The 21,363-nt window shown below is 66.6% G+C and carries 34 protein-coding genes; all 34 read right to left on the bottom strand.

Annotated features, from left to right (window positions below; translation table 11 throughout):
• Positions 1–72: 72 nt before the first annotated feature.
• The 34 genes from rplQ to fusA all read right to left on the bottom strand — a co-directional run bounded on the left by rplQ (position 73) and on the right by fusA (position 21,286).
• A complete protein-coding gene (gene rplQ / locus AB0M02_RS07865; RefSeq protein WP_364223322.1) occupies positions 73–627 on the bottom strand; it encodes a 50S ribosomal protein L17 in 555 nt (184 codons plus the stop codon).
• Between the two features lie 38 nt (positions 628–665).
• Positions 666–1,688, bottom strand: coding sequence for a DNA-directed RNA polymerase subunit alpha (locus tag AB0M02_RS07860; protein ID WP_364223319.1), 1,023 nt, complete (start codon positions 1,686–1,688; stop codon positions 666–668).
• Positions 1,689–1,770: 82 nt separating this feature from the next.
• Entirely contained in the window at positions 1,771–2,397 is a 627-nt protein-coding gene (rpsD, locus tag AB0M02_RS07855) for a 30S ribosomal protein S4 (RefSeq protein WP_364223316.1), read from the bottom strand.
• Between the two features lie 13 nt (positions 2,398–2,410).
• Positions 2,411–2,818 (bottom strand): 30S ribosomal protein S11, encoded by a 408-nt coding sequence (gene rpsK / locus AB0M02_RS07850; protein ID WP_014440747.1) that lies wholly within the window; start codon positions 2,816–2,818, stop codon positions 2,411–2,413.
• A gap of 17 nt (positions 2,819–2,835) precedes the next feature.
• The gene (gene rpsM, locus AB0M02_RS07845) at positions 2,836–3,216 is read right to left on the bottom strand and encodes a 30S ribosomal protein S13 (RefSeq protein WP_364223313.1); all 381 of its coding nucleotides are present in this window, start codon (positions 3,214–3,216) and stop codon (positions 2,836–2,838) included.
• Positions 3,217–3,378: 162 nt separating this feature from the next.
• Positions 3,379–3,495, bottom strand: a complete 117-nt coding sequence (rpmJ, locus tag AB0M02_RS07840; protein WP_014440745.1) for a 50S ribosomal protein L36 — start codon at positions 3,493–3,495, stop codon at positions 3,379–3,381.
• 51 nt (positions 3,496–3,546) lie between these two features.
• Positions 3,547–3,768 carry a translation initiation factor IF-1 gene (infA, locus tag AB0M02_RS07835; protein WP_007073013.1) on the bottom strand — a complete coding sequence of 74 codons (222 nt, stop codon included), beginning with the start codon at positions 3,766–3,768 and terminating at the stop codon, positions 3,547–3,549.
• Between the two features lie 246 nt (positions 3,769–4,014).
• Complete coding sequence (locus AB0M02_RS07830; RefSeq protein WP_364223310.1) at positions 4,015–4,455, bottom strand: DUF1707 domain-containing protein; 441 nt, start codon at positions 4,453–4,455, stop codon at positions 4,015–4,017.
• A 34-nt stretch (positions 4,456–4,489) separates the two neighbouring features.
• The gene (gene map, locus AB0M02_RS07825; RefSeq protein ID WP_364223307.1) at positions 4,490–5,320 is read right to left on the bottom strand and encodes a type I methionyl aminopeptidase; all 831 of its coding nucleotides are present in this window, start codon (positions 5,318–5,320) and stop codon (positions 4,490–4,492) included.
• A 2-nt stretch (positions 5,321–5,322) separates the two neighbouring features.
• Positions 5,323–5,976: an adenylate kinase gene (locus tag AB0M02_RS07820; protein ID WP_364223304.1), complete on the bottom strand. Its 654-nt coding sequence runs from the start codon at positions 5,974–5,976 to the stop codon at positions 5,323–5,325.
• A gap of 74 nt (positions 5,977–6,050) precedes the next feature.
• The gene (gene secY / locus AB0M02_RS07815) at positions 6,051–7,391 is read right to left on the bottom strand and encodes a preprotein translocase subunit SecY (RefSeq protein WP_364223301.1); all 1,341 of its coding nucleotides are present in this window, start codon (positions 7,389–7,391) and stop codon (positions 6,051–6,053) included.
• 550 nt (positions 7,392–7,941) lie between these two features.
• Positions 7,942–8,391, bottom strand: coding sequence for a 50S ribosomal protein L15 (rplO, locus tag AB0M02_RS07810; protein WP_364223299.1), 450 nt, complete (start codon positions 8,389–8,391; stop codon positions 7,942–7,944).
• Positions 8,392–8,574 (bottom strand): 50S ribosomal protein L30, encoded by a 183-nt coding sequence (rpmD, locus tag AB0M02_RS07805; protein ID WP_043531070.1) that lies wholly within the window; start codon positions 8,572–8,574, stop codon positions 8,392–8,394. It abuts the gene before it with no gap.
• The gene (gene rpsE, locus AB0M02_RS07800; RefSeq protein WP_364223295.1) at positions 8,574–9,197 is read right to left on the bottom strand and encodes a 30S ribosomal protein S5; all 624 of its coding nucleotides are present in this window, start codon (positions 9,195–9,197) and stop codon (positions 8,574–8,576) included. The genes rpmD and rpsE overlap by 1 nt, the downstream gene beginning before the upstream one ends.
• Positions 9,198–9,210: 13 nt before the next feature.
• Entirely contained in the window at positions 9,211–9,594 is a 384-nt protein-coding gene (gene rplR, locus AB0M02_RS07795; RefSeq protein ID WP_364224491.1) for a 50S ribosomal protein L18, read from the bottom strand.
• Positions 9,595–9,602: 8 nt separating this feature from the next.
• The gene (rplF, locus tag AB0M02_RS07790) at positions 9,603–10,142 is read right to left on the bottom strand and encodes a 50S ribosomal protein L6 (protein WP_364223292.1); all 540 of its coding nucleotides are present in this window, start codon (positions 10,140–10,142) and stop codon (positions 9,603–9,605) included.
• A 14-nt stretch (positions 10,143–10,156) separates the two neighbouring features.
• Positions 10,157–10,564 carry a 30S ribosomal protein S8 gene (gene rpsH, locus AB0M02_RS07785; protein WP_364223289.1) on the bottom strand — a complete coding sequence of 136 codons (408 nt, stop codon included), beginning with the start codon at positions 10,562–10,564 and terminating at the stop codon, positions 10,157–10,159.
• A gap of 78 nt (positions 10,565–10,642) precedes the next feature.
• On the bottom strand, positions 10,643–10,828 hold the full coding sequence (locus tag AB0M02_RS07780; RefSeq protein WP_014440734.1) for a type Z 30S ribosomal protein S14: 186 nt from the start codon (positions 10,826–10,828) through the stop codon (positions 10,643–10,645).
• Positions 10,829–10,830: 2 nt separating this feature from the next.
• Complete coding sequence (rplE, locus tag AB0M02_RS07775) at positions 10,831–11,400, bottom strand: 50S ribosomal protein L5 (protein ID WP_364223286.1); 570 nt, start codon at positions 11,398–11,400, stop codon at positions 10,831–10,833.
• Positions 11,400–11,720: a 50S ribosomal protein L24 gene (gene rplX, locus AB0M02_RS07770; RefSeq protein WP_364224489.1), complete on the bottom strand. Its 321-nt coding sequence runs from the start codon at positions 11,718–11,720 to the stop codon at positions 11,400–11,402. The genes rplE and rplX overlap by 1 nt, the downstream gene beginning before the upstream one ends.
• The gene (rplN, locus tag AB0M02_RS07765; RefSeq protein ID WP_007465279.1) at positions 11,717–12,085 is read right to left on the bottom strand and encodes a 50S ribosomal protein L14; all 369 of its coding nucleotides are present in this window, start codon (positions 12,083–12,085) and stop codon (positions 11,717–11,719) included. The genes rplX and rplN overlap by 4 nt, the downstream gene beginning before the upstream one ends.
• A gap of 94 nt (positions 12,086–12,179) precedes the next feature.
• The gene (gene rpsQ / locus AB0M02_RS07760; protein ID WP_364223283.1) at positions 12,180–12,455 is read right to left on the bottom strand and encodes a 30S ribosomal protein S17; all 276 of its coding nucleotides are present in this window, start codon (positions 12,453–12,455) and stop codon (positions 12,180–12,182) included.
• On the bottom strand, positions 12,452–12,685 hold the full coding sequence (gene rpmC / locus AB0M02_RS07755; RefSeq protein ID WP_364223280.1) for a 50S ribosomal protein L29: 234 nt from the start codon (positions 12,683–12,685) through the stop codon (positions 12,452–12,454). Before rpmC ends, rpsQ begins: the two co-directional genes overlap by 4 nt.
• A complete protein-coding gene (gene rplP / locus AB0M02_RS07750; RefSeq protein ID WP_014687763.1) occupies positions 12,685–13,110 on the bottom strand; it encodes a 50S ribosomal protein L16 in 426 nt (141 codons plus the stop codon). The genes rpmC and rplP overlap by 1 nt, the downstream gene beginning before the upstream one ends.
• 3 nt (positions 13,111–13,113) lie before the next feature.
• Positions 13,114–13,971, bottom strand: a complete 858-nt coding sequence (gene rpsC, locus AB0M02_RS07745; RefSeq protein ID WP_364223277.1) for a 30S ribosomal protein S3 — start codon at positions 13,969–13,971, stop codon at positions 13,114–13,116.
• Complete coding sequence (rplV, locus tag AB0M02_RS07740; protein WP_364223274.1) at positions 13,971–14,414, bottom strand: 50S ribosomal protein L22; 444 nt, start codon at positions 14,412–14,414, stop codon at positions 13,971–13,973. Before rplV ends, rpsC begins: the two co-directional genes overlap by 1 nt.
• 37 nt (positions 14,415–14,451) lie before the next feature.
• Positions 14,452–14,733 carry a 30S ribosomal protein S19 gene (gene rpsS, locus AB0M02_RS07735; RefSeq protein ID WP_014440726.1) on the bottom strand — a complete coding sequence of 94 codons (282 nt, stop codon included), beginning with the start codon at positions 14,731–14,733 and terminating at the stop codon, positions 14,452–14,454.
• 12 nt (positions 14,734–14,745) lie between these two features.
• Positions 14,746–15,585 carry a 50S ribosomal protein L2 gene (rplB, locus tag AB0M02_RS07730; RefSeq protein ID WP_364223270.1) on the bottom strand — a complete coding sequence of 280 codons (840 nt, stop codon included), beginning with the start codon at positions 15,583–15,585 and terminating at the stop codon, positions 14,746–14,748.
• A 14-nt stretch (positions 15,586–15,599) separates the two neighbouring features.
• On the bottom strand, positions 15,600–15,902 hold the full coding sequence (gene rplW / locus AB0M02_RS07725; protein WP_364223267.1) for a 50S ribosomal protein L23: 303 nt from the start codon (positions 15,900–15,902) through the stop codon (positions 15,600–15,602).
• A complete protein-coding gene (gene rplD, locus AB0M02_RS07720; RefSeq protein WP_364223264.1) occupies positions 15,899–16,549 on the bottom strand; it encodes a 50S ribosomal protein L4 in 651 nt (216 codons plus the stop codon). Before rplD ends, rplW begins: the two co-directional genes overlap by 4 nt.
• Positions 16,546–17,199 (bottom strand): 50S ribosomal protein L3, encoded by a 654-nt coding sequence (rplC, locus tag AB0M02_RS07715; RefSeq protein WP_364223261.1) that lies wholly within the window; start codon positions 17,197–17,199, stop codon positions 16,546–16,548. The genes rplD and rplC overlap by 4 nt, the downstream gene beginning before the upstream one ends.
• 10 nt (positions 17,200–17,209) lie before the next feature.
• Complete coding sequence (gene rpsJ, locus AB0M02_RS07710; RefSeq protein WP_007073037.1) at positions 17,210–17,518, bottom strand: 30S ribosomal protein S10; 309 nt, start codon at positions 17,516–17,518, stop codon at positions 17,210–17,212.
• A 359-nt stretch (positions 17,519–17,877) separates the two neighbouring features.
• Positions 17,878–19,071, bottom strand: coding sequence for an elongation factor Tu (gene tuf, locus AB0M02_RS07705; protein WP_360296246.1), 1,194 nt, complete (start codon positions 19,069–19,071; stop codon positions 17,878–17,880).
• Positions 19,072–19,189: 118 nt separating this feature from the next.
• Positions 19,190–21,286, bottom strand: a complete 2,097-nt coding sequence (gene fusA, locus AB0M02_RS07700) for an elongation factor G (RefSeq protein ID WP_364223258.1) — start codon at positions 21,284–21,286, stop codon at positions 19,190–19,192.
• Positions 21,287–21,363 lie beyond the last annotated feature (77 nt).

Here is a 21,363-nt window from a genome sequence, read left to right as displayed (position 1 = left end):
AGCGTGCTCCCGTACGCAGAAAGAAGAAAGACCCGGCACCCAGAGTGGGTGCCGGGTCTCACCTGATGAAGATCAGGCCTTGGCGTCGTCGCCCTCGGCCTTGTCGCCGGACGCGTTGACCGGAGCCTCGGCGTCCTGGTCGGCGTCGGTCTCGGCGGTGGCGGCAGCCTTGGGCGCCTCCTCCTCCGGGGCCAGCGCCTCGACCTTGGCCTGCTGCGCGGCGGCCTTGCGAGCCTGCTTCGACGGGCCGGTGGTGGTGGCCGCGACCTGGAGCTCCTCGACCAGCTCGATGACGGCCATCGGAGCGGCGTCACCCTTGCGCGGGCCGATCTTGGTGATCCGGGTGTAACCGCCGGGGCGGTTCGAGTACCGCGGAGCGATCTGCTCGAACAGGGCGTACACGACGTCCTTGTCCTTCACGACGGTCAGGACGCGACGGCGGGCGTGCAGGTCGCCGCGCTTGGCCTTCGTGACGAGCTGCTCAGCCAGCGGGCGCAGCCGCTTGGCCTTCGACTCGGTGGTCTTGATCTTCCCGTGCCGGAAGAGCTCGGTGGCCAGGTTGGCCAGGATGAGCTTCTCGTGTGCCGGGCTGCCGCCGAGGCGGGCACCCTTGGTGGGCGTGGGCATTTTTTCGATGCTCCTTGGTTATGGCGCGGCAGCCGGAATTACAGCTGCTCGGTCTCGCGGTAGTCGTCGGTGTCGTAGTCCACGTCGCCGAACGAATCCACGACGTGCGCCGGGTCGAAGGACGGCGCGCTGTCCTTCAGTCCCAGGCCCATTCCGGCGAGCTTCATCTTGACCTCGTCGATCGACTTCTGGCCGAAGTTCCGGATGTCCAGAAGGTCAGCCTCCGTACGCCCTATCAACTCGCCCACGCTGTTGATGCCCTCGCGCTTGAGGCAGTTGTAGGACCGAACGGTGAGGTCCAGCTCCTCGATCGGCAGCGCCAGGTCGGCAGCGAGCTGCGCGTCCTGCGGCGACGGGCCGATGTCGATGCCCTCGGCGGTCTCGTCCAGCTCGCGGCAGAGGCCGAAGAGCTCGACCAGGGTGGAGCCGGCCGACGCCAGAGCGGTCCGCGGCGAGATCGACGCCTTCGACTCGACGTCGATGATCAGACGGTCGAAGTCGGTGCGCTGCTCGACACGGGTCGCCTCGACGCGGTAGGTGACCTTGAGAACCGGCGAGTAGATCGAGTCGACCGGGATCCGGCCGATCTCGGCGCCGGCGCTCTTGTTCTGCGCCGCCGTGACGTAGCCACGGCCACGCTCGACGGTCAGCTCCATGTCGAGCCGGCCCTTGCTGTTCAGGGTCGCCAGCTTCAGGTCGGGGTTGTGCACGGAGACACCGGCCGGGGGCTGGATGTCACCGGCGGTCACGTCGCCCGGGCCCTGCTTGCGCAGGTACATGCTGACCGGCTCGTCGTGCTCGGAGCTGACGGTCAGTTCCTTGACGTTCATGACCAGCTCGACCACGTCCTCCTTGACACCGGGGATCGTGGTGAACTCGTGCAGCACGCCGTCGATCTTGATGCTGGTGACCGCCGCGCCCGGGATGGACGACAGCAGCGTACGGCGGAGGGAGTTACCGAGGGTGTAGCCGAAGCCCGGCTCCAGGGGCTCGATGGTGAACCGGGAGCGGGTCTCGCTGAGGGATTCCTCCGAGAGACTCGGCCGCTGGCTGATGAGCACGCTGTTCTTCTTTCTGTCGGGCCACCCACTATTTGATGGCCGTCTGATGCGCCCGGCGCCTCTTCAGGCGCCGGGCGTTTCACTACTTCGAGTAGAGCTCGACGATCAGCTGCTCCTGGACCTGCGTGTCGATGACAGCGCGAGCCGGGAGCGTGTGGATCAGGATCTTCATCTCGCTCGGGATGGGCTCGAGCCACGCCGGCACCGGCCGGGAACCGGCCTGGGCCTGCGCGACGACGAAGGGCGTGAGCTCCTTCGACTTCTCGCGGAGCGTGACGATGTCGTGCTCCTTCACCCGGTACGACGGGATGTCGACCTTCTTGCCGTTGACCAGGAAGTGGCCGTGCTTGACCAGCTGCCGGGCCATGTCCCGGGAAGCGGCGTAGCCGGCCCGGTAGACGACGTTGTCGAGACGCGACTCGAGGATCTGCAGCAGCACCTCACCGGTCTTGCCGGGCTTGGTGACAGCCTCCTCGTAGTAACCGCGGAACTGCTTCTCGAGCACGCCGTACGCGCGGCGGGCCTTCTGCTTCTCGCGGTGCTGGAGCAGGTACTCGGTCTCCTTGGTCCGGCCACGGCCGTGCTGGCCGGGCGGGAAGGGACGCGACTCGAACGGGCACTTCGGCCCGTCGCACTTGCTCCCCTTCAGGAAGAGCTTCATCTTCTCGCGGCGGCAGCGCTTGCAGTCCGCACCTGTGTAACGAGCCATCTCTAGATCTCCCTCAGACCCGGCGGCGCTTCGGCGGACGGCAACCGTTGTGCGGCTGCGGCGTGACGTCGGAGATCTGCCCGACCTCGAGGCCCGCGGCCTGCAGCGAACGGATGGCGGTCTCTCGGCCGGAGCCCGGACCCTTGACGAAAACATCGACCTTGCGCATGCCGTGCTCCATGGCACGACGGGCGGCCGCCTCGGCAGCGAGCTGCGCGGCGAACGGGGTCGACTTGCGGGAGCCCTTGAAGCCCACCTGGCCGGAGGAGGCCCAGGAGATGACAGCACCGGTCGGGTCGGTGATCGACACGATGGTGTTGTTGAAGGTGCTCTTGATGTGCGCCTGCCCGTGGGCGACGTTCTTGCGTTCCTTGCGCCGGACCTTCTTTACAGCGGCTCCAGCGCGTGCCTTCGGTGGCATAAGTCAGTGCGCTCCTATTACTTCCGACCGGGCTTCTTCTTACCGGCGACCGTCCGCTTCGGACCCTTGCGGGTACGAGCGTTGGTACGGGTCCGCTGTCCACGCACGGGCAGGCCCTTGCGGTGGCGGATACCGGCGTAGCAACCGATCTCGACCTTGCGGCGGATGTCCGCGGCGACCTCGCGGCGCAGGTCGCCCTCAACCTTGAAGTTGGCCTCGATGTAGTTACGGAGCTGAACCAGCTCCTCATCAGTGAGGTCCTTGGCGCGCTTGTTCAGGTCAATCGCGGTAGCAGTCAGTGCCTCGACGGCACGGGTGCGACCGATGCCGAAGATGTAGGTGAGCGCGATCTCCATCCGCTTCTCGCGGGGTAGATCGACGCCGACGAGACGTGCCATAAGTGGGCGTACTCCTCAGGTGTCTCACGGAGGTCTGTGCCCGATCCACCCCGCCTGCCCGGGCGGGCCCCGGCCTCCGACCGGGGGTGTGGCCGCTCATGCACATGCTTCGCGGCTGGAACGAGCTTGTTCGGTGGTGCGGATCCTGCGTCGAGGCTGCGATCAGCCCTGGCGCTGCTTGTGGCGCGGGTCGGTGCTGCAGATGACCATGACCCGGCCGTGCCGCCGGATGACCCGGCAGTTGTTGCAGATCCGCTTGACGCTCGGCTTGACCTTCACGGTTTGCCTTAACTCTCAGTCAGACGGGTAAGTGAAACCCCGCAGACCCGCTTACTTGTAGCGGTAGACGATTCGCCCACGGGTCAGGTCGTACGGCGAGAGCTCGACGACGACCCTGTCCTCGGGAAGGATGCGGATGTAGTGCTGGCGCATCTTCCCGGAGATGTGTGCCAGGACCTTGTGACCATTGGCGAGCTCGACGCGGAACATGGCGTTCGGCAGGGGCTCGATCACTCGGCCTTCGATCTCGATGGCTCCGTCTTTCTTAGGCATGTCCTCCGCTACCTGACATCGGGTTCGTGGGGCTGGCTTGTGCAACGTCTTACCTGGGCCGAAAATCGGCTCAGACCAGCCGCGGCTCCTCCCGTCCTCGAAGCGCTGAGGACATGAAAGAGTGGACGCTGCGCGCCAGCAAGCCAGTCTACGCGCCCGCCACAGCGACGCCAAACCGAGGGTTCCGCAACCCGGGGTCGGGCGTGTCCGCGACGGACATATCCGACAATATCGTGTCACGGACCCTCAGCGGCGGCGCTTGTTCCGGTCGCTGAAGTGCCCGACCGCTGCGAAGATCACCGGGATCAGCACCCAGCCGGGCCAGAAGTACTGCACCTCACGGGTCGAGAGACTCGTCATCGCCCAGATCAGCGTGCAGACCAGGAAGACACCCAGCATGCCGGCGAACCCGCTGCTGCCGTGGCCATGATGCTTGTTCTTGCGCTTCGCCGGCTCCGGAGCCCCGGCCACGCGATGCGGCTCCACCTGGGCCCGCTGGGCCGGAATCGTGCCGGGCAGGTCGTCGAGGAGACCGTCGAGGTCCTTGAAGGTCTTCGCCGCATACGTCTTCTGGAGCCGCTCGTCGTACTCGCTCAGGTCCAGCCGGCCCTCGTCGAGCGCCAGCTTCAGCTGATCGGCGACGTTCTGACGGTCGGCGTCCCCCGCCCGCATCCCCTCGTGCACCATGCGTCACAGCATGGCAGCCGAGTACCACCCTCGGCTATGCCTGCCGAGCGGTCACCAGGTCGCCCAGGCGGGCCCTGCCACCGTCCTGCGCGGTGGTCACCCAGACCCCGTCCTCCAGCAGCGCCATGGTGTGCTCCACGTGCGCGGCCCGGGAGCCGTCACGGGTGACCACGGTCCAGCCGTCGTCGAGCTCCACGGTGCGCGGCGAGCCCATCGTGATCATCGGCTCGATCGCCAGCGCCATGCCCGCGACCACCCGGATACCGCGTCCGGGCTTGCCGTGGTTGAGCACGTGCGGGTCCTGGTGCATCTCGGTGCCGATGCCGTGGCCGCCGTAGCCGTCCACGATCCCGTACCGCCCGGCCTTGCGGATCACCTTCTCGATGTTGAACGAGATGTCGGTGAGCCGGCCCCGGCCGTTGGCCACGCCACGTGCCGCAGCCGCGATACCCGCCCACATCGCGTCCTCGGCGACCTCGGCCATCCTCAGCAGCGCCGGGTCGGTCTCGCCGACGCCGACGGTGATCGCCGAGTCGCCGTGCCAGCCCTCCAGGATCGCGCCGCAGTCCAGCGAGATCAGGTCGCCCTCGCGCAGGATCTGCTCCACGCCCGGGATGCCGTGGACGACCTGCTCGTTGACCGAGGCGCAGATCGAGGCCGGGAAGCCGTGGTAGCCCTTGAACGACGGGACAGCACCGGCGTCGCGGATCACCTTCTCGGCGATCGCGTCCAGGTCGGCGGTCGAGACACCGGGCGCCACCGCGTCCCGCATCGCGTCGAGTGCGGCCGCCACCACCAGGCCGGCGGCCCGCATCAGCTCGATCTGTTCCGGTGTCTTCAGCTGGATGTCCAGCTCACGAGCCATGGTCAGCCCCCGTAGGAGCGCAGAGCATCGATCGCGCGCACTGTGACGTCCTCCACCGGACCGGTCGCGTCGATGCCCACGAGCTTGCCCTGAGCGCCGTAGAAGTCGACCAGCGGCGCGGTCTTGTCCGCGTACTCGACGAGCCGGTTGGCGATCGTGTCGGCCTTGTCGTCGTCACGCTGGAACAGCTCGCTGCCGCAGCGGTCGCAGATGTTTTCCTTGCTGGTCGGGTCGAACTCGACGTGCCAGATCTTGCCGCAACCACGGCAGGTCCGGCGGCCCGAGAGCCGCCGGATCACCTCGTCGTCGTCGACCACGAGCTCCATCACGATGTCCAGCGCGGTGCCGAGGTCGGCCAGCAGCTTGTCCAGCGCGGACGCCTGCGGCACGGTGCGCGGGAACCCGTCGAGCAGGAAGCCGTCGCTGGCGTCCGGCTCGGCGAGCCGGTCGCGCACCATGTTGATGGTCACCTCGTCGGGTACGAGCTGCCCGGCGTCCATGTACCGCTTGGCCTCCACACCCAGCGGCGTGCCCTGCGAGACGTTGGCCCGGAAGATGTCACCGGTCGAGATCTTCGGTACGGCGAGATGGGCGGCGATGAACTCAGCCTGGGTCCCCTTGCCGGCCCCCGGAGGGCCCACCAGTACCAGCCGCACCTACATCGCCTCGCTTCGGTCAGGAGAAACCACGCCTACCGTCGACGCCAGAGCCCCCCGGCCCCGCGTACCCACTACCGGAGGAACCCTTCGTAGTTCCGCTGCATGAGTTGGCTCTCGATCTGCTTCACCGTCTCCAGACCCACGCCCACCATGATCAGCACCGCGGTGCCGCCGAACGGGAAGTTCTGGTACTGGTTCTGGTTCAGCCAGATGAAGAAGAAGTTCGGCAGAACCGAGATCAGGGCCAGATACAGCGCGCCCGGCAGGGTGATCCGGCTGAGGATGAAGTCCAGGTAGTCGGCGGTCGGCTTACCCGGGCGAATACCCGGAACGAAACCACCGTACTTCTTCATGTTCTCCGCGACCTCAGTCGGGTTGAACGTGATCGACACGTAGAAGTACGTGAAGAAGATGATCAGCAGGAAGTACAGGCCGATGTAGATCGGGCTGGTGGGATCCGCGAGGTTGTTCTGGATCCAGACCTGGTAGTCCTTGAGGTTGTTCTGGTCGAAGAACTGCAGGTACAGCTGCGGCAGGTAGAGCAGCGAGGAACCGAAGATGACCGGGACGACACCCGCCTGGTTGACCTTCAGCGGGATGTAGGTGGAGGTGCCGCCGTACATCCGCCGGCCGATCATGCGCTTCGCGTACTGCACGGGGATGCGGCGCTGCGCCTGCTCGATGAAGACGACCAGAGCGATGATCACCAGGACCAGGCCGATCACCAGCATGAACTTGGCGGTGCCGCTCGAGGTCTTGATCGTCCAGCCCTCACCGGGGAGGCGAGCCGCGATCGAGGTGAAGATCAGGACCGACATGCCGTTGCCGACACCGCGGTCGGTGATCAGCTCGCCCAGCCACATGACCACGCCGGTGCCGGCGGTCATCGTCATCACCAGGACGGTCAGGGTCAGCCACATCGGCAGCCCGGTGTTCTCCGGGATGATCTGGTAGGCCGGGTTGTCCTGGTCGCACATGTTGCCGAACAGCTGACCGGTCCGCGCCAGGGCGACGAACGCGGAGGCCTGCAGCACGGCCAGGCCCAGCGTCAGGTAACGGGTGTACTGCGTGATCTTCGCCTGGCCGGACTGGCCCTCCTTGCGGAGCTGCTCCAGTCGCGGGATCACGACCGTCAGCAGCTGCAGGATGATCGACGCCGTGATGTACGGCATGATGCCCAGCGCGAAGACCGAGAGCTGCAGCAACGCACCGCCGGAGAACAGGTTCAACAGGTTGAGAACGCTGTTGCCCGCCTGCTCGGTGAGCGCGATGCACGCCTTGACGTTGGTATAAGACACACCCGGACTGGGCAATGTGGCACCGAGACGGTAGATCGCGATAATCGCTACCGTGAAGAGTAGCTTCTTCCGCAGGTCAGGCGTCCGAAGCGCGCTAGAGAAGGCGGACAACAACTGATCCTCCTGCGTGGTCGCCACACTCTGGTTGCGGTAATCCCGGAAAGTTCGGGCACACATCATTGAGCAGCCGTAGAGGCCGCCAGCGGAGCACTGTATCAGCAAGGCCGAGAGCACAACCACCGGCACCGTACGGCCGATGCCCCAGTACAGCACAACTGTCCGGCTTCGTGGCTGAACCATGTGCTTATGCCACGATCGGCAAGCCGCGCTGAACCAGGCCCGGTCACCCCCGCGCCCGAGCCGAGACTTCACAATACGGTACGGACGGGCGACTCCCGGTCACTCGATCCCCCTCGATCGAAGAGAATCGCGCTCAAACCCGCCTGTGCGCCCCCTGGCGGCGTTTTGCCGTCACGGGTACACCGGACCCGCCCGGGGTGCGATCGAGGGCGCACACGGCACACAGGGCCGTTTCCGCCTCATCGATCCCACGATCCGGACCGACCCGAAAGCCGAAGGGCCGCGGCGCCGGGTCTCCCCGGTACCGCGGCCCTGACCGCTTACCGCTCACGGCTCAGTGGCGGAGCCACCGGCCGCTTACTGCTTACAGCTGGGTGGTGGAGCCACCGGCCGCGGCGATCTTCTCCTTGGCGGACTCGCTGAACGCGTGCGCCGAGATGGTCAGCGAGACGCTGCCCAGCTCGCCGGAGCCCAGCACCTTGACCGGCTGGCCCTTGCGCACGGCGCCGGCCTCGACCAGCTCCGCCGGGCCGACCTCGCCGCCGTTCGGGAACAGCTCGGCGAGCCGGTCCAGGTTGACCACCTGGAAGACGACCTTGTTACGGGGCTTGTTGCGCAGGCCCTTCATCTTCGGCAGGCGCATGTGGATGGGCATCTGCCCACCCTCGAACGACGCCGGAGTGTTCTTGCGGGCGCCGGTGCCCTTGGTACCGCGACCGGCGGTCTTGCCCTTGGAGCCCTCACCGCGACCCACACGGGTCTTCGCGGTCTTGGCACCGGGCGCCGGGCGCAGGTGGTGGACCTTGATCGCCATTTACTCGACCTCCTCGACAGTGACGAGGTGGTTCACGGCAAAGATCATGCCCCGGATCTCGGGACGGTCCTCCTTGACCACCACATCGTTGATCCGCTTCAGCCCGAGCGACCGCAGGGAGTCCCGCTGGTTCTGCTTACGGCCGATCCCGGACCGGATCTGGGTGACCTTCAAACGAGCCATCAGTGCACCGCCGCTTCCGCACGCGCGGACAGCATGGCGGCCGGCGCCACGTCCTCGACCGGCAGACCACGGCGAGCCGCGACCTTCTCCGGCGACTCGAGGCCCTTCAGAGCGGCCACCGTCGCGTGCACGATGTTGATCGGGTTCGACGAGCCGAGGCTCTTCGACAGGATGTCGTGGATACCCGCGCACTCCAGCACGGCACGCACCGGGCCACCGGCGATGACGCCGGTACCGGCGGAGGCCGGCTTGAGCAGGACGACACCCGCGGCGGCTTCGCCGGTGATCGGGTGCGGAATGGTCGCACCGATCCGCGGAACCTTGAAGAAGTGCTTCTTGGCCTCCTCGACGCCCTTGGCGATGGCCGCGGGCACCTCCTTGGCCTTTCCGTAGCCGATGCCGACGGTGCCGTCACCGTCACCGACGATCACCAGGGCGGTGAAGCTGAAGCGACGACCACCCTTGACGACCTTGGCGACGCGGTTGATCGCGACGACCCGCTCCAGGTGCGGGGTCTTCTCGACGGGCGCGTTGCCGCGGCCGCCCTCACGGCGGTTGTCCCTGCGGTTGCCACCCTCGGTGTTACCGCCGGACCCGCCGCCTCGGCGCTGCTGACCAGGCATTGGTCAATTCCTCCTAGAACTCGAGTCCGGCTTCGCGGGCGGCGTCCGCAAGCGCGGCGATCCGGCCCGCGTACTTGTTGCCACCGCGGTCGAAGACGACCTTGGAAATGCCCGCGGCCTTGGCCCGCTCCGCGAGGAGCGCGCCGACCTTGCCGGACTTGGCGCTCTTGTCGCCCTCGCCACCCCGGATCGAGGTGTCGAGCGTGGAGGCCGAAGCCAGAGTGTGGCCCTTGAGGTCGTCGATGATCTGCGCGGTGATGTGCCGCGCGGACCGCGTGACGACCAGGCGGGGACGCTCGGCCGTACCACGGACGTTCTTGCGGACCCGGAAGTGCCGACGCGCCTTGCCGACGGCACGCTTGGCGGCAACGCCGCCGCCGTTGCGGCGCTTGAGCAGCGTGGCGGTCACTTCTTACCTGCCTTTCCAGCCTTGCGGCGGATGACCTCGCCCTGGTACTTGACGCCCTTGCCCTTGTAGGGCTCCGGCGGGCGGATCTTACGGATGTTCGCGGCGACCTCACCGACCAGCTGCTTGTCGATGCCGGCCACGGTGAACTGCGTCGGCCGCTCCACCGAGAAGGTGATGCCGGCCGGCGGAACCACGTTCACCGGGTGCGAGAAACCGAGAGCGAACTCCAGGTCCTTGCCCTTGGCGGTGACGCGGTAGCCGGTGCCGTTGATCTCGAGCGTCTTCTTGTAGCCCTCGGTGACGCCGACGATCATGTTGGCGACCAGGGTACGAGAGAGGCCGTGCAGTTCCTTGGCCCGGCGCTCGTCGTTGGGGCGGTTGACGTGCAGCTCGCTGCCGTCCTTCTCAACCGTGATCGGCTCAGCGACGGTGTGCGAGAGCTCGCCCTTGGGGCCCTTGACCTTGACGGTCTGCCCCGTGATGGTGACGTCGACGCCGGCCGGGACCGGGATCGACTTACGTCCGATTCGCGACATGTCAAAGTCTCCAGTTACCAGACGAAGGCGAGGACTTCCCCGCCAACGCTCCGCTTGCGGGCCTGCTTGTCGGTCAGCAGTCCCTGGGACGTCGAAATGATCGCGACACCGAGGCCGCCGAGCACGCGCGGCAGCTCGTCAGACTTGGCGTACACCCGCAGGCCGGGCTTCGAGACGCGCTTGATGCCGGCGAGGCTGCGCTCGCGGTTCTGGCCGTACTTGAGCTCAACGACCAGACGCTTGCCGACCGCGCCCTCCTCGGGCTCCTCAGACGTCCACGAAGCGATGTAACCCTCGGCCTTGAGGACCTCGGCGATGCTCGCCTTGATCTTCGAGTAGGGCATCGTCACCTTGTCGTGGTACGCCTGGTTGGCGTTACGCAGACGCGTGAGCATGTCTGCGATCGGGTCCGTCATCGTCATGGGTATTCGTCAACCTTTCTCGCCGGGGTTCCCGGGCATGACCCAGGCCTACGGCGAAGCGGTATTACAAAAGTCGGTTTACCAGGAAGCCTTGGACACGCCGGGCAGCTCGCCACGGTGGGCCATGTCCCGCACGCAGACCCGGCAGAGGCCGAACTTGCGGTAGACCGAGTGCGGGCGACCGCACTTCTGGCAGCGGGTGTAGGCACGCACGGCGAACTTCGGCTTCGCGGCCGCCTTGATGATCAGCGCCTTCTTAGCCATGCTCAGTTCTCCTTGAACGGGAAGCCCAGGAGCTTGAGCAGCGCCCGGCCCTCGTCGTCGGTCGCGGCGGTGGTGACCACCGTGATGTCCATGCCCCGCGGGCGATCGATCTTGTCCTGATCGATCTCGTGGAACACCGACTGCTCGGTCAGACCGAAGGTGTAGTTGCCGTGGCCGTCCAGCTTCTTGCCGTCGAGGCCGCGGAAGTCACGGATACGCGGCAGCGCGATCGACAGCAGCCGGTCCAGGAACTCCCACATCCGGTCGCCGCGGAGGGTGACCTTCGCGCCGATCGGCATGCCCTCGCGCAGCTTGAACTGCGCGATCGACTTGGTCGCGCGGCGAACCAGCGGCTTCTGACCGGTGATGGTGGTCAGGTCGCGGACCGCGCCGTCGATCAGCTTGGCGTCCCGGGCAGCCTCGCCGACACCCATGTTCACGACGACCTTGACCAGGCCGGGGATCTGCATGGGGTTGCCGTACTGGAACTGCTCGTTGATCGCCGGCACGACCTCAGCACGGTACTTCTGCTTGAGGCGCGGCAGCGTCTTGCTCTCGGTGGCGGCAGTCATCAGAGTTCCTTACCGGTCGTACGCGCGATGCGGACCTTGTTGCCGTTCTCGTCGATCCGGTAGCCGATCCGCGTCGGCTTGCCCTGGTCGTCCAGCACCTGCACGTTCGAGATGTGCACGGGGGCTTCCTGAGTCACGATGCCGCCGGTCTTCGAACCACGCTGGGTGGTACGGATGCGTTCGTGCTTCTTGATGCGGTTGACGCCCTCGACCAGGACCTTGTCCTGCCGCGGGAAGGCCGCGATGACCTTGCCCTTGGCACCCTTGTCCTTGCCGGCGATGACGACGACCGTGTCGCCCTTCTTGATCTTCACGGTCAGAGCACCTCCGGCGCCAGGCTGATGATCTTCATGAACCGCTTGTCGCGCAGCTCGCGCCCGACCGGGCCGAAGATGCGGGTGCCGCGGGGGTCCCCGCCGTCCTTGATGATGACGGCGGCGTTCTCGTCGAAGCGGATGTACGAGCCGTCCGGACGACGCCTCTCCTTCGCGGTGCGGACGACGACCGCCTTGACGACGTCACCCTTCTTGACACCGGCGCCGGGGATGGCGTCCTTGACCGTGGCCACGATGACGTCGCCGATGCTCGCGTAACGGCGACCGGAGCCGCCGAGCACCCGGATGCACAGGATCTCCCGAGCACCCGTGTTGTCGGCGACGCGCAGTCGCGACTCCTGCTGGATCACGTCTGTCTCCTATGTCTGCCAGTTCTCCGGATGGCTTCTCCGAAGCTTGGCGGAACGATGGTCCGCTGGGCCGGCCGGAGCCGGCCCAGCGCACTCACTTGGCCTTTTCGAGGATCTCCACGATGCGCCACCGCTTGGTGGCGGAGAGCGGACGAGTCTCCATGATCGAAACCCGGTCGCCGACGCCGCACGCGTTCTGCTCGTCGTGCACCTTCAGCTTGCGGGTACGGCGGATGACCTTGCCGTACAGCGCGTGCTTGACCCGGTCCTCGACCTCGACCACGACGGTCTTGTCCATCTTGTCGCTGACCACGAGACCGTCACGCACCTTGCGCTGGGCACGCGGTGCAGCAGTGCTGTTCTCACTCATGCTGTCACCTCATCCGGCGCAACCGAGAGCCCCAGCTCGCGCTCACGCATGATCGTGTAGATCTTCGCGATGTCCTTGCGGACGACCTGCAGCCGACGGTGATTGTCGAGCTGGCCGGTCGCGCGCTGCACACGAAGGTTGAACAGCTCCGCCTTGGCCTCCCGCAGCCGCGAAACCAGCTCCTCATCGGAGAGTTCGCGCAGCTCGGCTGCCTTAACGCCCGCTGCCATCAGCTTTCACCCACTTCGCGCGTCACGATGCGGCACTTCATCGGGAGCTTGTGGATCGCGCGGCGCATCGCCTCACGCGCGACCGTCTCGTTCGGGAAGGACATCTCGAAGAGAATCCGGCCCGGCTTGACGTTCGCCACCCACCACTCGGGAGAACCCTTACCGGAACCCATCCGGGTCTCGGCCGGCTTCTTGGTCAGCGCCTGGTCCGGGAAGATCGAGATCCAGACCTTGCCACCACGCTTGATGTGACGAGTCATCGCGATACGCGCCGACTCGATCTGCCGGTTGGTCACGTACGCGGGCTCCAGCGCCTGGATACCGAACTCACCGAAGACAACCCGGTTGCCGCCCTTGGACGCGCCGTGGCGGTCCGGGTGGTGCGGCTTGCGGAAGCCCTTCGGGGGCTTACGCGGCATCAGCATGTGTCAGCCCTCCTGCTGCGTCTCGGCCGGAGCCGGAGCCGCGGTGGCCGCGGCGTCGTTCACGTTGTCGCCGGCCGGAGCGTCGCCGCCCCGGGCCTGAGCCGCGGCGCGGCCGGCCTCGGTGCCGCCCGCGGTCGTGCCGGACGAACCGGAACGGCCACGACGCGGACGCTCGGGACGGTCGGCGCGGTCACGGCGCGGACGCGCGGGCGCCTCGGTGACGACCTCGCGACCCGGCACAGCGTCGCCCTTGTAGATCCAGACCTTCACGCCGATCCGGCCGAACGTGGTACGGGCCTCGAAGAAGCCGTACTCGATGTTCGCCCGCAGCGTGTGCAGCGGAACGCGACCCTCACGGTAGAACTCCGTGCGGCTCATCTCCGCGCCGCCGAGGCGGCCGGAGACCTGCACCCGGATGCCCTTGCAGATCGGGTTCTTCATGGCCGACTGCATGGCCTTGCGCATCGCCCGGCGGAAGCTGACCCGGCTGGACAGCTGCTCGGCGACGCCCTGCGCCACGAGCTGAGCGTCCGACTCGGGGCTCTTCACCTCGAGGATGTTCAGCTGGACCTGCTTGCCGGTGAGCTTCTCGAGCTCGCCGCGGATCCGGTCGGCCTCCGCGCCCTTACGGCCGATGACGATGCCCGGCCGGGCGGTGTGGATGTCGACCCGGACCCGGTCACGGGTCCGCTCGATGTCCACCTTGGAGATGCCGGCGCGCTCGAGGCCCTTGGACATCATGCGGCGGATCTTGACGTCCTCGCCGATGTAGTCCTTGTAGAGCTTGTCCGCGAACCAGCGGCTCTTCCAGTCGGTGGAGATGCCGAGGCGGAACCCGGTGGGGTGAACCTTCTGACCCATTACTCGGCACCCTCCGTGCTCTGGGACTCGGCCTTCGGCGCGGCCTTCTTGGCCGCGGCCTTCTTCGCCGGGCGGTTCTGCTGAACCGCCTCGACCGCGATAGTGATGTGGCAGGTGCGCTTGCGGATCCGGTACGCGCGGCCCTGGGCCCGCGGACGGAACCGCTTCAGCGTCGGTCCCTCGTCGACGAACGCCTCACTCACGAGGAGGGCGTCGGGGTCGAGCCGCTCGTTGTTCTCGGCGTTCGCGATGGCGCTGGCGAGCACCTTGTAGACCTGCTCGCTGGCGGCCTGCGGCGCGAACTGCAGGACGGTGAGCGCCTCCTTCGCGGGCAGACCGCGGACGAGGTTGATCACCCGGCGCGCCTTGTTCGGCGAGATGCGCACGTGCCGCGCAATCGCCCGCGCGCCCGGAAGCACCGGAGCGTCGCCCTTGACTGGCATCGCTGTAGCTCCTAAATCCTCTGATCCGTGAATCTGCTTAGCGACGACGGCTCTTGCGGTCGTCCTTCTCGTGACCCTTGAACGTGCGGGTCAGAGCGAACTCGCCGAGCTTGTGCCCGACCATGGCCTCGGTGATGAACACCGGGACGTGCTTGCGCCCGTCGTGCACGGCGATCGTGTGCCCGAGCATGTCGGGGATGATCGTCGAGCGCCGCGACCAGGTCTTGATGACGTTCTTCGAGTTCTTCTCGTTCTGGACTTCCACCTTCTTGATGAGGTGGTCGTCGACGAACGGGCCCTTCTTCAGGCTGCGAGGCATCTTCTACTCCCGTTACCCGCGCTTGCGGGTCGCGTAGCGGCGGCGAACGATCAGCTTGTCGCTCGGCTGGCCCTTGCGACGGGTACGGCCCTCAGGCTTACCCGCCGGGTTCACCGGGTGACGACCACCCGAGGTCTTGCCCTCGCCACCACCGTGCGGGTGGTCGACGGGGTTCATGGCGACACCACGGACGGTCGGGCGCTTGCCCTTCCACCGCATACGACCAGCCTTGCCCCAGTTGATGTTCGACTGGTCGGCGTTGCCGATCTCGCCGACGGTGGCGCGGCAGCGCACGTCGACGCGACGGATCTCGCCGGAGGGCAGACGCAGCGTGGCGTACACACCCTCACGGCCGAGCAGCTGGATGCCGACGCCGGCCGAACGGGCCAGCTTGGCGCCACCGCCGGGACGAAGCTCCACGTTGTGGATCGTCGTACCGACCGGGATGTTGCGCAGGGGCAGGTTGTTCCCCGGCTTGATGTCAGCGCCCACGCCCGACTCGACGCGGTCACCCTGCTTCAGGTCCTTCGGCGCCACGATGTAGCGCTTCTCGCCGTCGGCGTAGTGCAGCAGCGCGATGCGGGCGGTGCGGTTCGGGTCGTACTCGATGTGAGCGACCTTGGCCGGCACGCCGTCCTTGTCGTTGCGCTTGAAGTCGATCAGCCGGTACTGCCGCTTGTGGCCACCGCCCTGGTGCCGCGTGGTGATGCGGCCGTGGACGTTGCGACCACCCTTCTTGGGCAGCGGGACCAGCAGAGACTTCTCCGGCGTCGACCGGGTGATCTCGGCGAAGTCGGCGACGCTCGAGCCACGACGGCCCGGCGTGGTCGGCTTGTACTTACGGATTGCCATGATTCACAAACCCCTTAGCTGACCGGGCCGCCGAAGGCCTCGATACGGTCACCGTCAGCCAGCTTCACCATCGCGCGCTTGGTCGACTTGCGCTGGCCCCAGCCGGTGCGGGTGCGCTTGCGCTTGCCCTCACGGTTCGCGGTGTTCACGGTCAGCACGCGGACGTTGAAGATCTGCTGGATAGCGATCTTGATCTGCGTCTTGTTCGCGTCCGGGTGAACCTCGAACGTGTACCAGTTCTGGTCGAGAACGCTGTAGCTCTTCTCGGAGACCACCGGGGCGACGATGATGTCGCGCGGGTCGGCGATCGTGCTCACTTGTCGCCCTCCTCGGACGTCTCGGCCGAACCGCCCAGGAACTCGTCGAGCGCGACCTTCGTGAAGACCACCTCGTCGGCGACAAGCACGTCGTAGGTGTTCAGCTGGCCGGCCTCGATGAGGTGCACGGTCGGCTCGTTGCGCAGCGACACCCAGTTCAGCTCGTCCTGGCTGTCCAGCACGACGAGAACCTTGTTCGTCTGAGCGACCTTGCGCAGCGTCGTCACCGCGGCCTTGGTCGACGGCTTCTCGCCGCTGACGAAGGACTCGACCACGAACACGCGGCCGTCCCGGGCCCGGTCGGAGAGGGCGCCACGCAGAGCGGCGGCCTTCATCTTCTTCGGGGTCCGCTGGCTGTAGTCGCGCGGCACGGGGCCGTGCACGACGCCACCACCGGTGAACTGCGGCGCGCGGATCGAGCCCTGACGGGCGCGACCGGTGCCCTTCTGCTTGTACGGCTTCTTGCCGCCGCCGGCGACCTCGCCACGGGTCTTGGCCTTGTGCGTGCCCTGCCGGGCCGCGGCCAGCTGAGCCACGACGACCTGGTGCATCAGCGGGATGTTCGCCTGGACGTCGAAGACGTTGGCGGGCAGGTCGACAGAGCCGGCCTTGGCGCCCTCGGCGTTGATCACGTCAACCGAGCTCACTTGGCACCGCCCTTCTTCTTCGCCGCGGTACGGACCAGGATGAGCGCGCCCTTGGGACCCGGGACCGCGCCGCGGACCAGGATCAGGTTGCGCTCGGTGTCAACGGCCTGGACGACCAGGTTCTGCACGGTGAAGCGCTTGCCACCCATGCGACCGGCCATCTTGACGCCCTTGAAGACGCGGCCGGGGGTCGCGCAGGCGCCGATCGAACCGGGCGAGCGGTGCTTGCGCTCGACACCGTGGCTGGCGCGCAGACCGTGGAAGCCGTGCCGCTTCATGACACCGGCGTAGCCCTTGCCCTTGGTCTTACCGGTGACGTCGATCGGCGTACCCGCCGCGAACGCCTCAACGGTGACCTCCTGGCCGAGCTCGTACTCGCCGGCGTCAACGGTGCGCAGCTCCACGAGGTGGCGGCGCGGCGAAACACCCGCCTTGGCGTAGTGGCCGCTCTCCGGCTTGTTGACCTTCCGCGGGTCGATCGCGCCGTACGCCAGCTGGACCGCGGAGTAGCCGTCCTTCTCATCGGTACGGACCTGGGTCACGACGCAAGGGCCGGCCTGCACCACGGTCACCGGGACAACCTTGTTGTTGTCCCAGACCTGGGTCATGCCGAGCTTGGCGCCCAGGATCCCCTTTACTTGCCTGTCCATTGTCCGGTCCCTACAGCTTGATCTCGATGTCGACGCCAGCCGGCAGGTCGAGGCGCATGAGCGAGTCGACCGTCTTCGGAGTCGGGTCGATGATGTCGATCAGACGCTTGTGCGTGCGCATCTCGAAGTGCTCGCGCGAGTCCTTGTACTTGTGCGGCGAACGGATCACGCAGAAACGGTTGATCTCCGTGGGCAGCGGCACCGGGCCCGCGACCTGCGCCCCGGTACGCGTCACCGTCTCGACGATCTTTCGCGCCGAGGAGTCGACGACCTCGTGGTCATAGGCCTTGAGCCGGATGCGGATCTTCTGTCCCGCCATGGTGGCTTCTGTTTCCTTCTCTCGATGCCGCTACGTGCGGAAGCGGGTGGCCTCCGCATGCCCGCAGGACCGTTGATCCTGCGTTGTCCGACCCCCGCGGTCGGGCGTGTCGCGCGTTGTCTCAGAATGCTGGGCACTCCAAGTTCCGCCTCAGTCACCTGACGCGGATCGATCGCGGGGATCTAAGGGTGTCGGGCGGCAATGCGAACCACACCCGGACACCCGGCGAGGGTGGATACCTGAACGAAGCCAGCTACCCACCCCGCGCGGACGCAACCTGACTAGTATGCCGGATTCAATCCGGCAACGCTAATCGGGGTCACCGATGAGGGCCGGCTCACGCTGTGAGCCGGCCCTCATCACTTGTTGATCTTCGTGACCGTTCCGGCGCCGACGGTGCGGCCACCCTCGCGGATCGCGAACTTCAGACCCTGCTCCATGGCGATCGGCTGGATCAGCTTCACGGACATGGAGGTGGAGTCGCCCGGCATGACCATCTCGGTGCCCTCGGGCAGCGTGACGACGCCGGTGACGTCCGTGGTACGGAAGTAGAACTGCGGCCGGTAGTTCTGGAAGAACGGGGTGTGCCGGCCACCCTCCTCCTTCGAGAGGATGTAGACCTGGCCCTCGAACTCCGTGTGGGGAGTCGTGGTGCCCGGCTTCACGACGACCATGCCGCGCTCGACGTCCTCGCGCTTGATGCCGCGGAGCAGCAGACCGACGTTCTCACCCGCGCGGGCCTCGTCGAGCAGCTTGCGGAACATCTCGATGCCGGTGCAAACGGTCTTGGTCGACTTCTCGCGGATACCGACGATCTCGACCTCCTCGTTCGGCTTGAGGATGCCGCGCTCGGCGCGACCGGTCACCACGGTGCCACGACCGGTGATCGTGAAGACGTCCTCGATCGGCATGAGGAACGGCTTCTCGGTCTCACGCTCGGGCTGCGGGATCGCGGTGTCGACCGCGTTCATCAGCTCCATGAGCTTGCCGGTCCACTCCGGGTCGCCCTCGAGCGCCTTGAGCGCCGACACGCGGACGACCGGCAGGTCGTCGCCCGGGAACTCGTAGGTGCTGAGCAGCTCGCGGACCTCGAGCTCGACGAGCTCCAGGAGCTCCTCGTCCTCGACCATGTCGCTCTTGTTCAGGGCGACGACGATGTACGGAACACCGACCTGGCGGGCCAGGAGGACGTGCTCCTTGGTCTGCGGCATCGGGCCGTCGGTGGCCGCCACGACCAGGATGGCGCCGTCCATCTGCGCCGCACCGGTGATCATGTTCTTGATGTAGTCAGCGTGGCCGGGGCAGTCCACGTGCGCGTAGTGACGCGCCGCGGTCTGGTACTCGACGTGCGCGATCGAGATCGTGATGCCGCGGGCCTTCTCCTCCGGCGCCTTGTCGATCTCGTCGAACGGGGTGTACGGGTTCAGGTCGGGGAACTCGTCGTGCAGGACCTTCGTGATGGCCGCAGTCAGCGTCGTCTTACCGTGGTCGATGTGACCAATGGTGCCGATGTTGACGTGCGGCTTAGTCCGCTCGAACTTCGCCTTCGCCACTGGTGTCCTCCTGTGGACTGATCATTACTTTTCGCCCGGCACGCCGATAAGGCGCTCAGGACTCTGTCGACTGCTCGTGCACGTGCGGCCCTCGACGGGCCGCACGTGCCTCAACGCGTCAGGCGCCGGTGGCCTTAGCGATGATCTCCTTAGCCACGTTCTGCGGAACCTCGGCGTAGGAGTCGAACTGCATGCTGTAGCTCGCCCGGCCCGCAGTCTTCGACCGGAGGTCGCCGACGTAGCCGAACATCTCCGAAAGCGGGACCAGAGCCTTGACGACGCGGGCGCCGTGGCGCTCCTCCATCGACTGGATCATGCCACGCCGGGAGTTGAGGTCGCCGATGACGTCACCCATGTTGTCCTCAGGGGTGGTGACCTCAACGGCCATCATCGGCTCGAGGAGAGCCGGGTCGGCCTTGCGGGCCGCTTCCTTCATCGCCATCGAGCCGGCGATCTTGAACGCCATCTCGGACGAGTCGACCTCGTGGTACTGACCGTCCAGGAGCGTGAACTTCACACCGACCAGCGGGTAGCCGGCGAGCACGCCGTACTGCAGCGAGTCCTGCGCACCCGCGTCCACCGAGGGGATGAACTCCTTGGGGATACGGCCACCGGTGACGGCGTTGACGAACTCGTAGGTCGGGCCGTCGGCGTCGAGCGGCAGCGGCTCGACCTTGACGATGACCTTCGCGTACTGGCCGGAGCCACCGGTCTGCTTCTTGTGGACGTAGTCGATCTTGTCCACGGTGCCCCGGATGGTCTCGCGGTACGCCACCTGCGGCTTGCCGATGTTCGCCTCGACGCTGAACTCGCGCCGCATGCGGTCGACAAGGATGTCGAGGTGGAGCTCGCCCATACCGGCGATGATGGTCTGCCCGGTCTCCTCGTCGTTGAAGACGCGGAAGGTCGGGTCCTCCTCGGCCAGACGCTGGATCGCGGTGCCCAGCTTCTCCTGGTCCGACTTGGTCTTCGGCTCGATGGCGACCTGGATGACCGGCTCCGGGAAGGTCATCGACTCCAGAATGACCGGCTTGGCCGGGTCGCAGAGCGTGTCACCGGTGGTGGTCTGCTTCAGACCCTGGACGGCGATGATGTCGCCGGCCTGCGCGGTGTTGCGCTCCTCACGCTTGTTCGCGTGCATCTGGTAGATCTTGCCGATGCGCTCCTTGCGGTCCTTGGTGGAGTTGATCACCTGGGTACCGGTCTCGAGCGTTCCGGAGTAGACCCGGACGTAGGTCAGCTTGCCGAGGTGCTTGTCGGTCTGGATCTTGAAGGCCAGCGCCGAGAAGGGCTCGTCGTTCGACGGCTTCCGAAGCAGCGGCGTCTCGCCGTCGGTAGCGGTGCCCTCGATCGCCGGGATGTCCAGCGGCGACGGCAGGTACTCGACGACGGCGTCCAGCATCGGCTGCACACCCTTGTTCTTGAACGCCGAGCCGCACAGGACCGGATTCGCCTTGCTGGCGATCGTGGACCGGCGGATCGCGGCCTTGATCTCGGAGACCGAGAGCTCCTCGCCCTCGAGGTACTTCTCCATGACCGCGTCGTCGACGTCGGCGAGAGTCTCGATGAGCTTCTCGCGCCACTCGGCGGCCTGGTCGGCGAGGTCTGCCGGGATCTCCTCGATCGCGTAGTCCTCGCCCTTCTGGGTCTCACCACGCCAGGTGAGCGCGCGCATCTCGATCAGGTCGACGACGCCGATGTGGTCGCCCTCGAGCCCGATCGGGATCTGGAGGACCAGCGGGGTGGCGTTGAGCCGATCGATCATCATCTGCACGCAGCGGAAGAAGTCCGCACCGGTCCGGTCGAGCTTGTTGACGAAGCACATCCGGGGGACGTCGTACTTGTCCGCCTGGCGCCAGACGTTCTCGGTCTGAGGCTCCACGCCGGCGACACCGTCGTAGACCGCGACCGCGCCGTCGAGCACGCGCAGCGACCGCTCGACCTCGACCGTAAAGTCGACGTGGCCGGGCGTGTCGATGATCTGGATCGTGTGACCCTTCCACTCGCACTTGGTGGCGGCGGAAGTGATGGTGATACCGCGCTCCTGCTCCTGCTCCATCCAGTCCATGACGGCGGCGCCCTCGTGGACCTCACCGATCTTGTACGTGATGCCGGTGTAGAACAGGATTCGCTCGGTGGTGGTGGTCTTACCAGCGTCGATGTGCGCCATGATGCCGATGTTGCGTACCTTGGCGAGCGCGTCTGCGGCGGCCACTTCCATCCCTACTTTTCTTCGTCGTCGTCTCGTGGACCGGTACGACTGCCGATGGCCCGGTGGGTACCGGGCCTCAG

Origin of the sequence: Actinoplanes sp. NPDC051861, assembly GCF_040681145.1 — a bacterium.
In the GTDB taxonomy this organism is placed as follows: domain Bacteria; phylum Actinomycetota; class Actinomycetes; order Mycobacteriales; family Micromonosporaceae; genus Actinoplanes.
The sequence above is the reverse complement of the archived record's forward strand: the minus strand, read 5'-3'. Positions and strand labels throughout refer to the sequence as shown.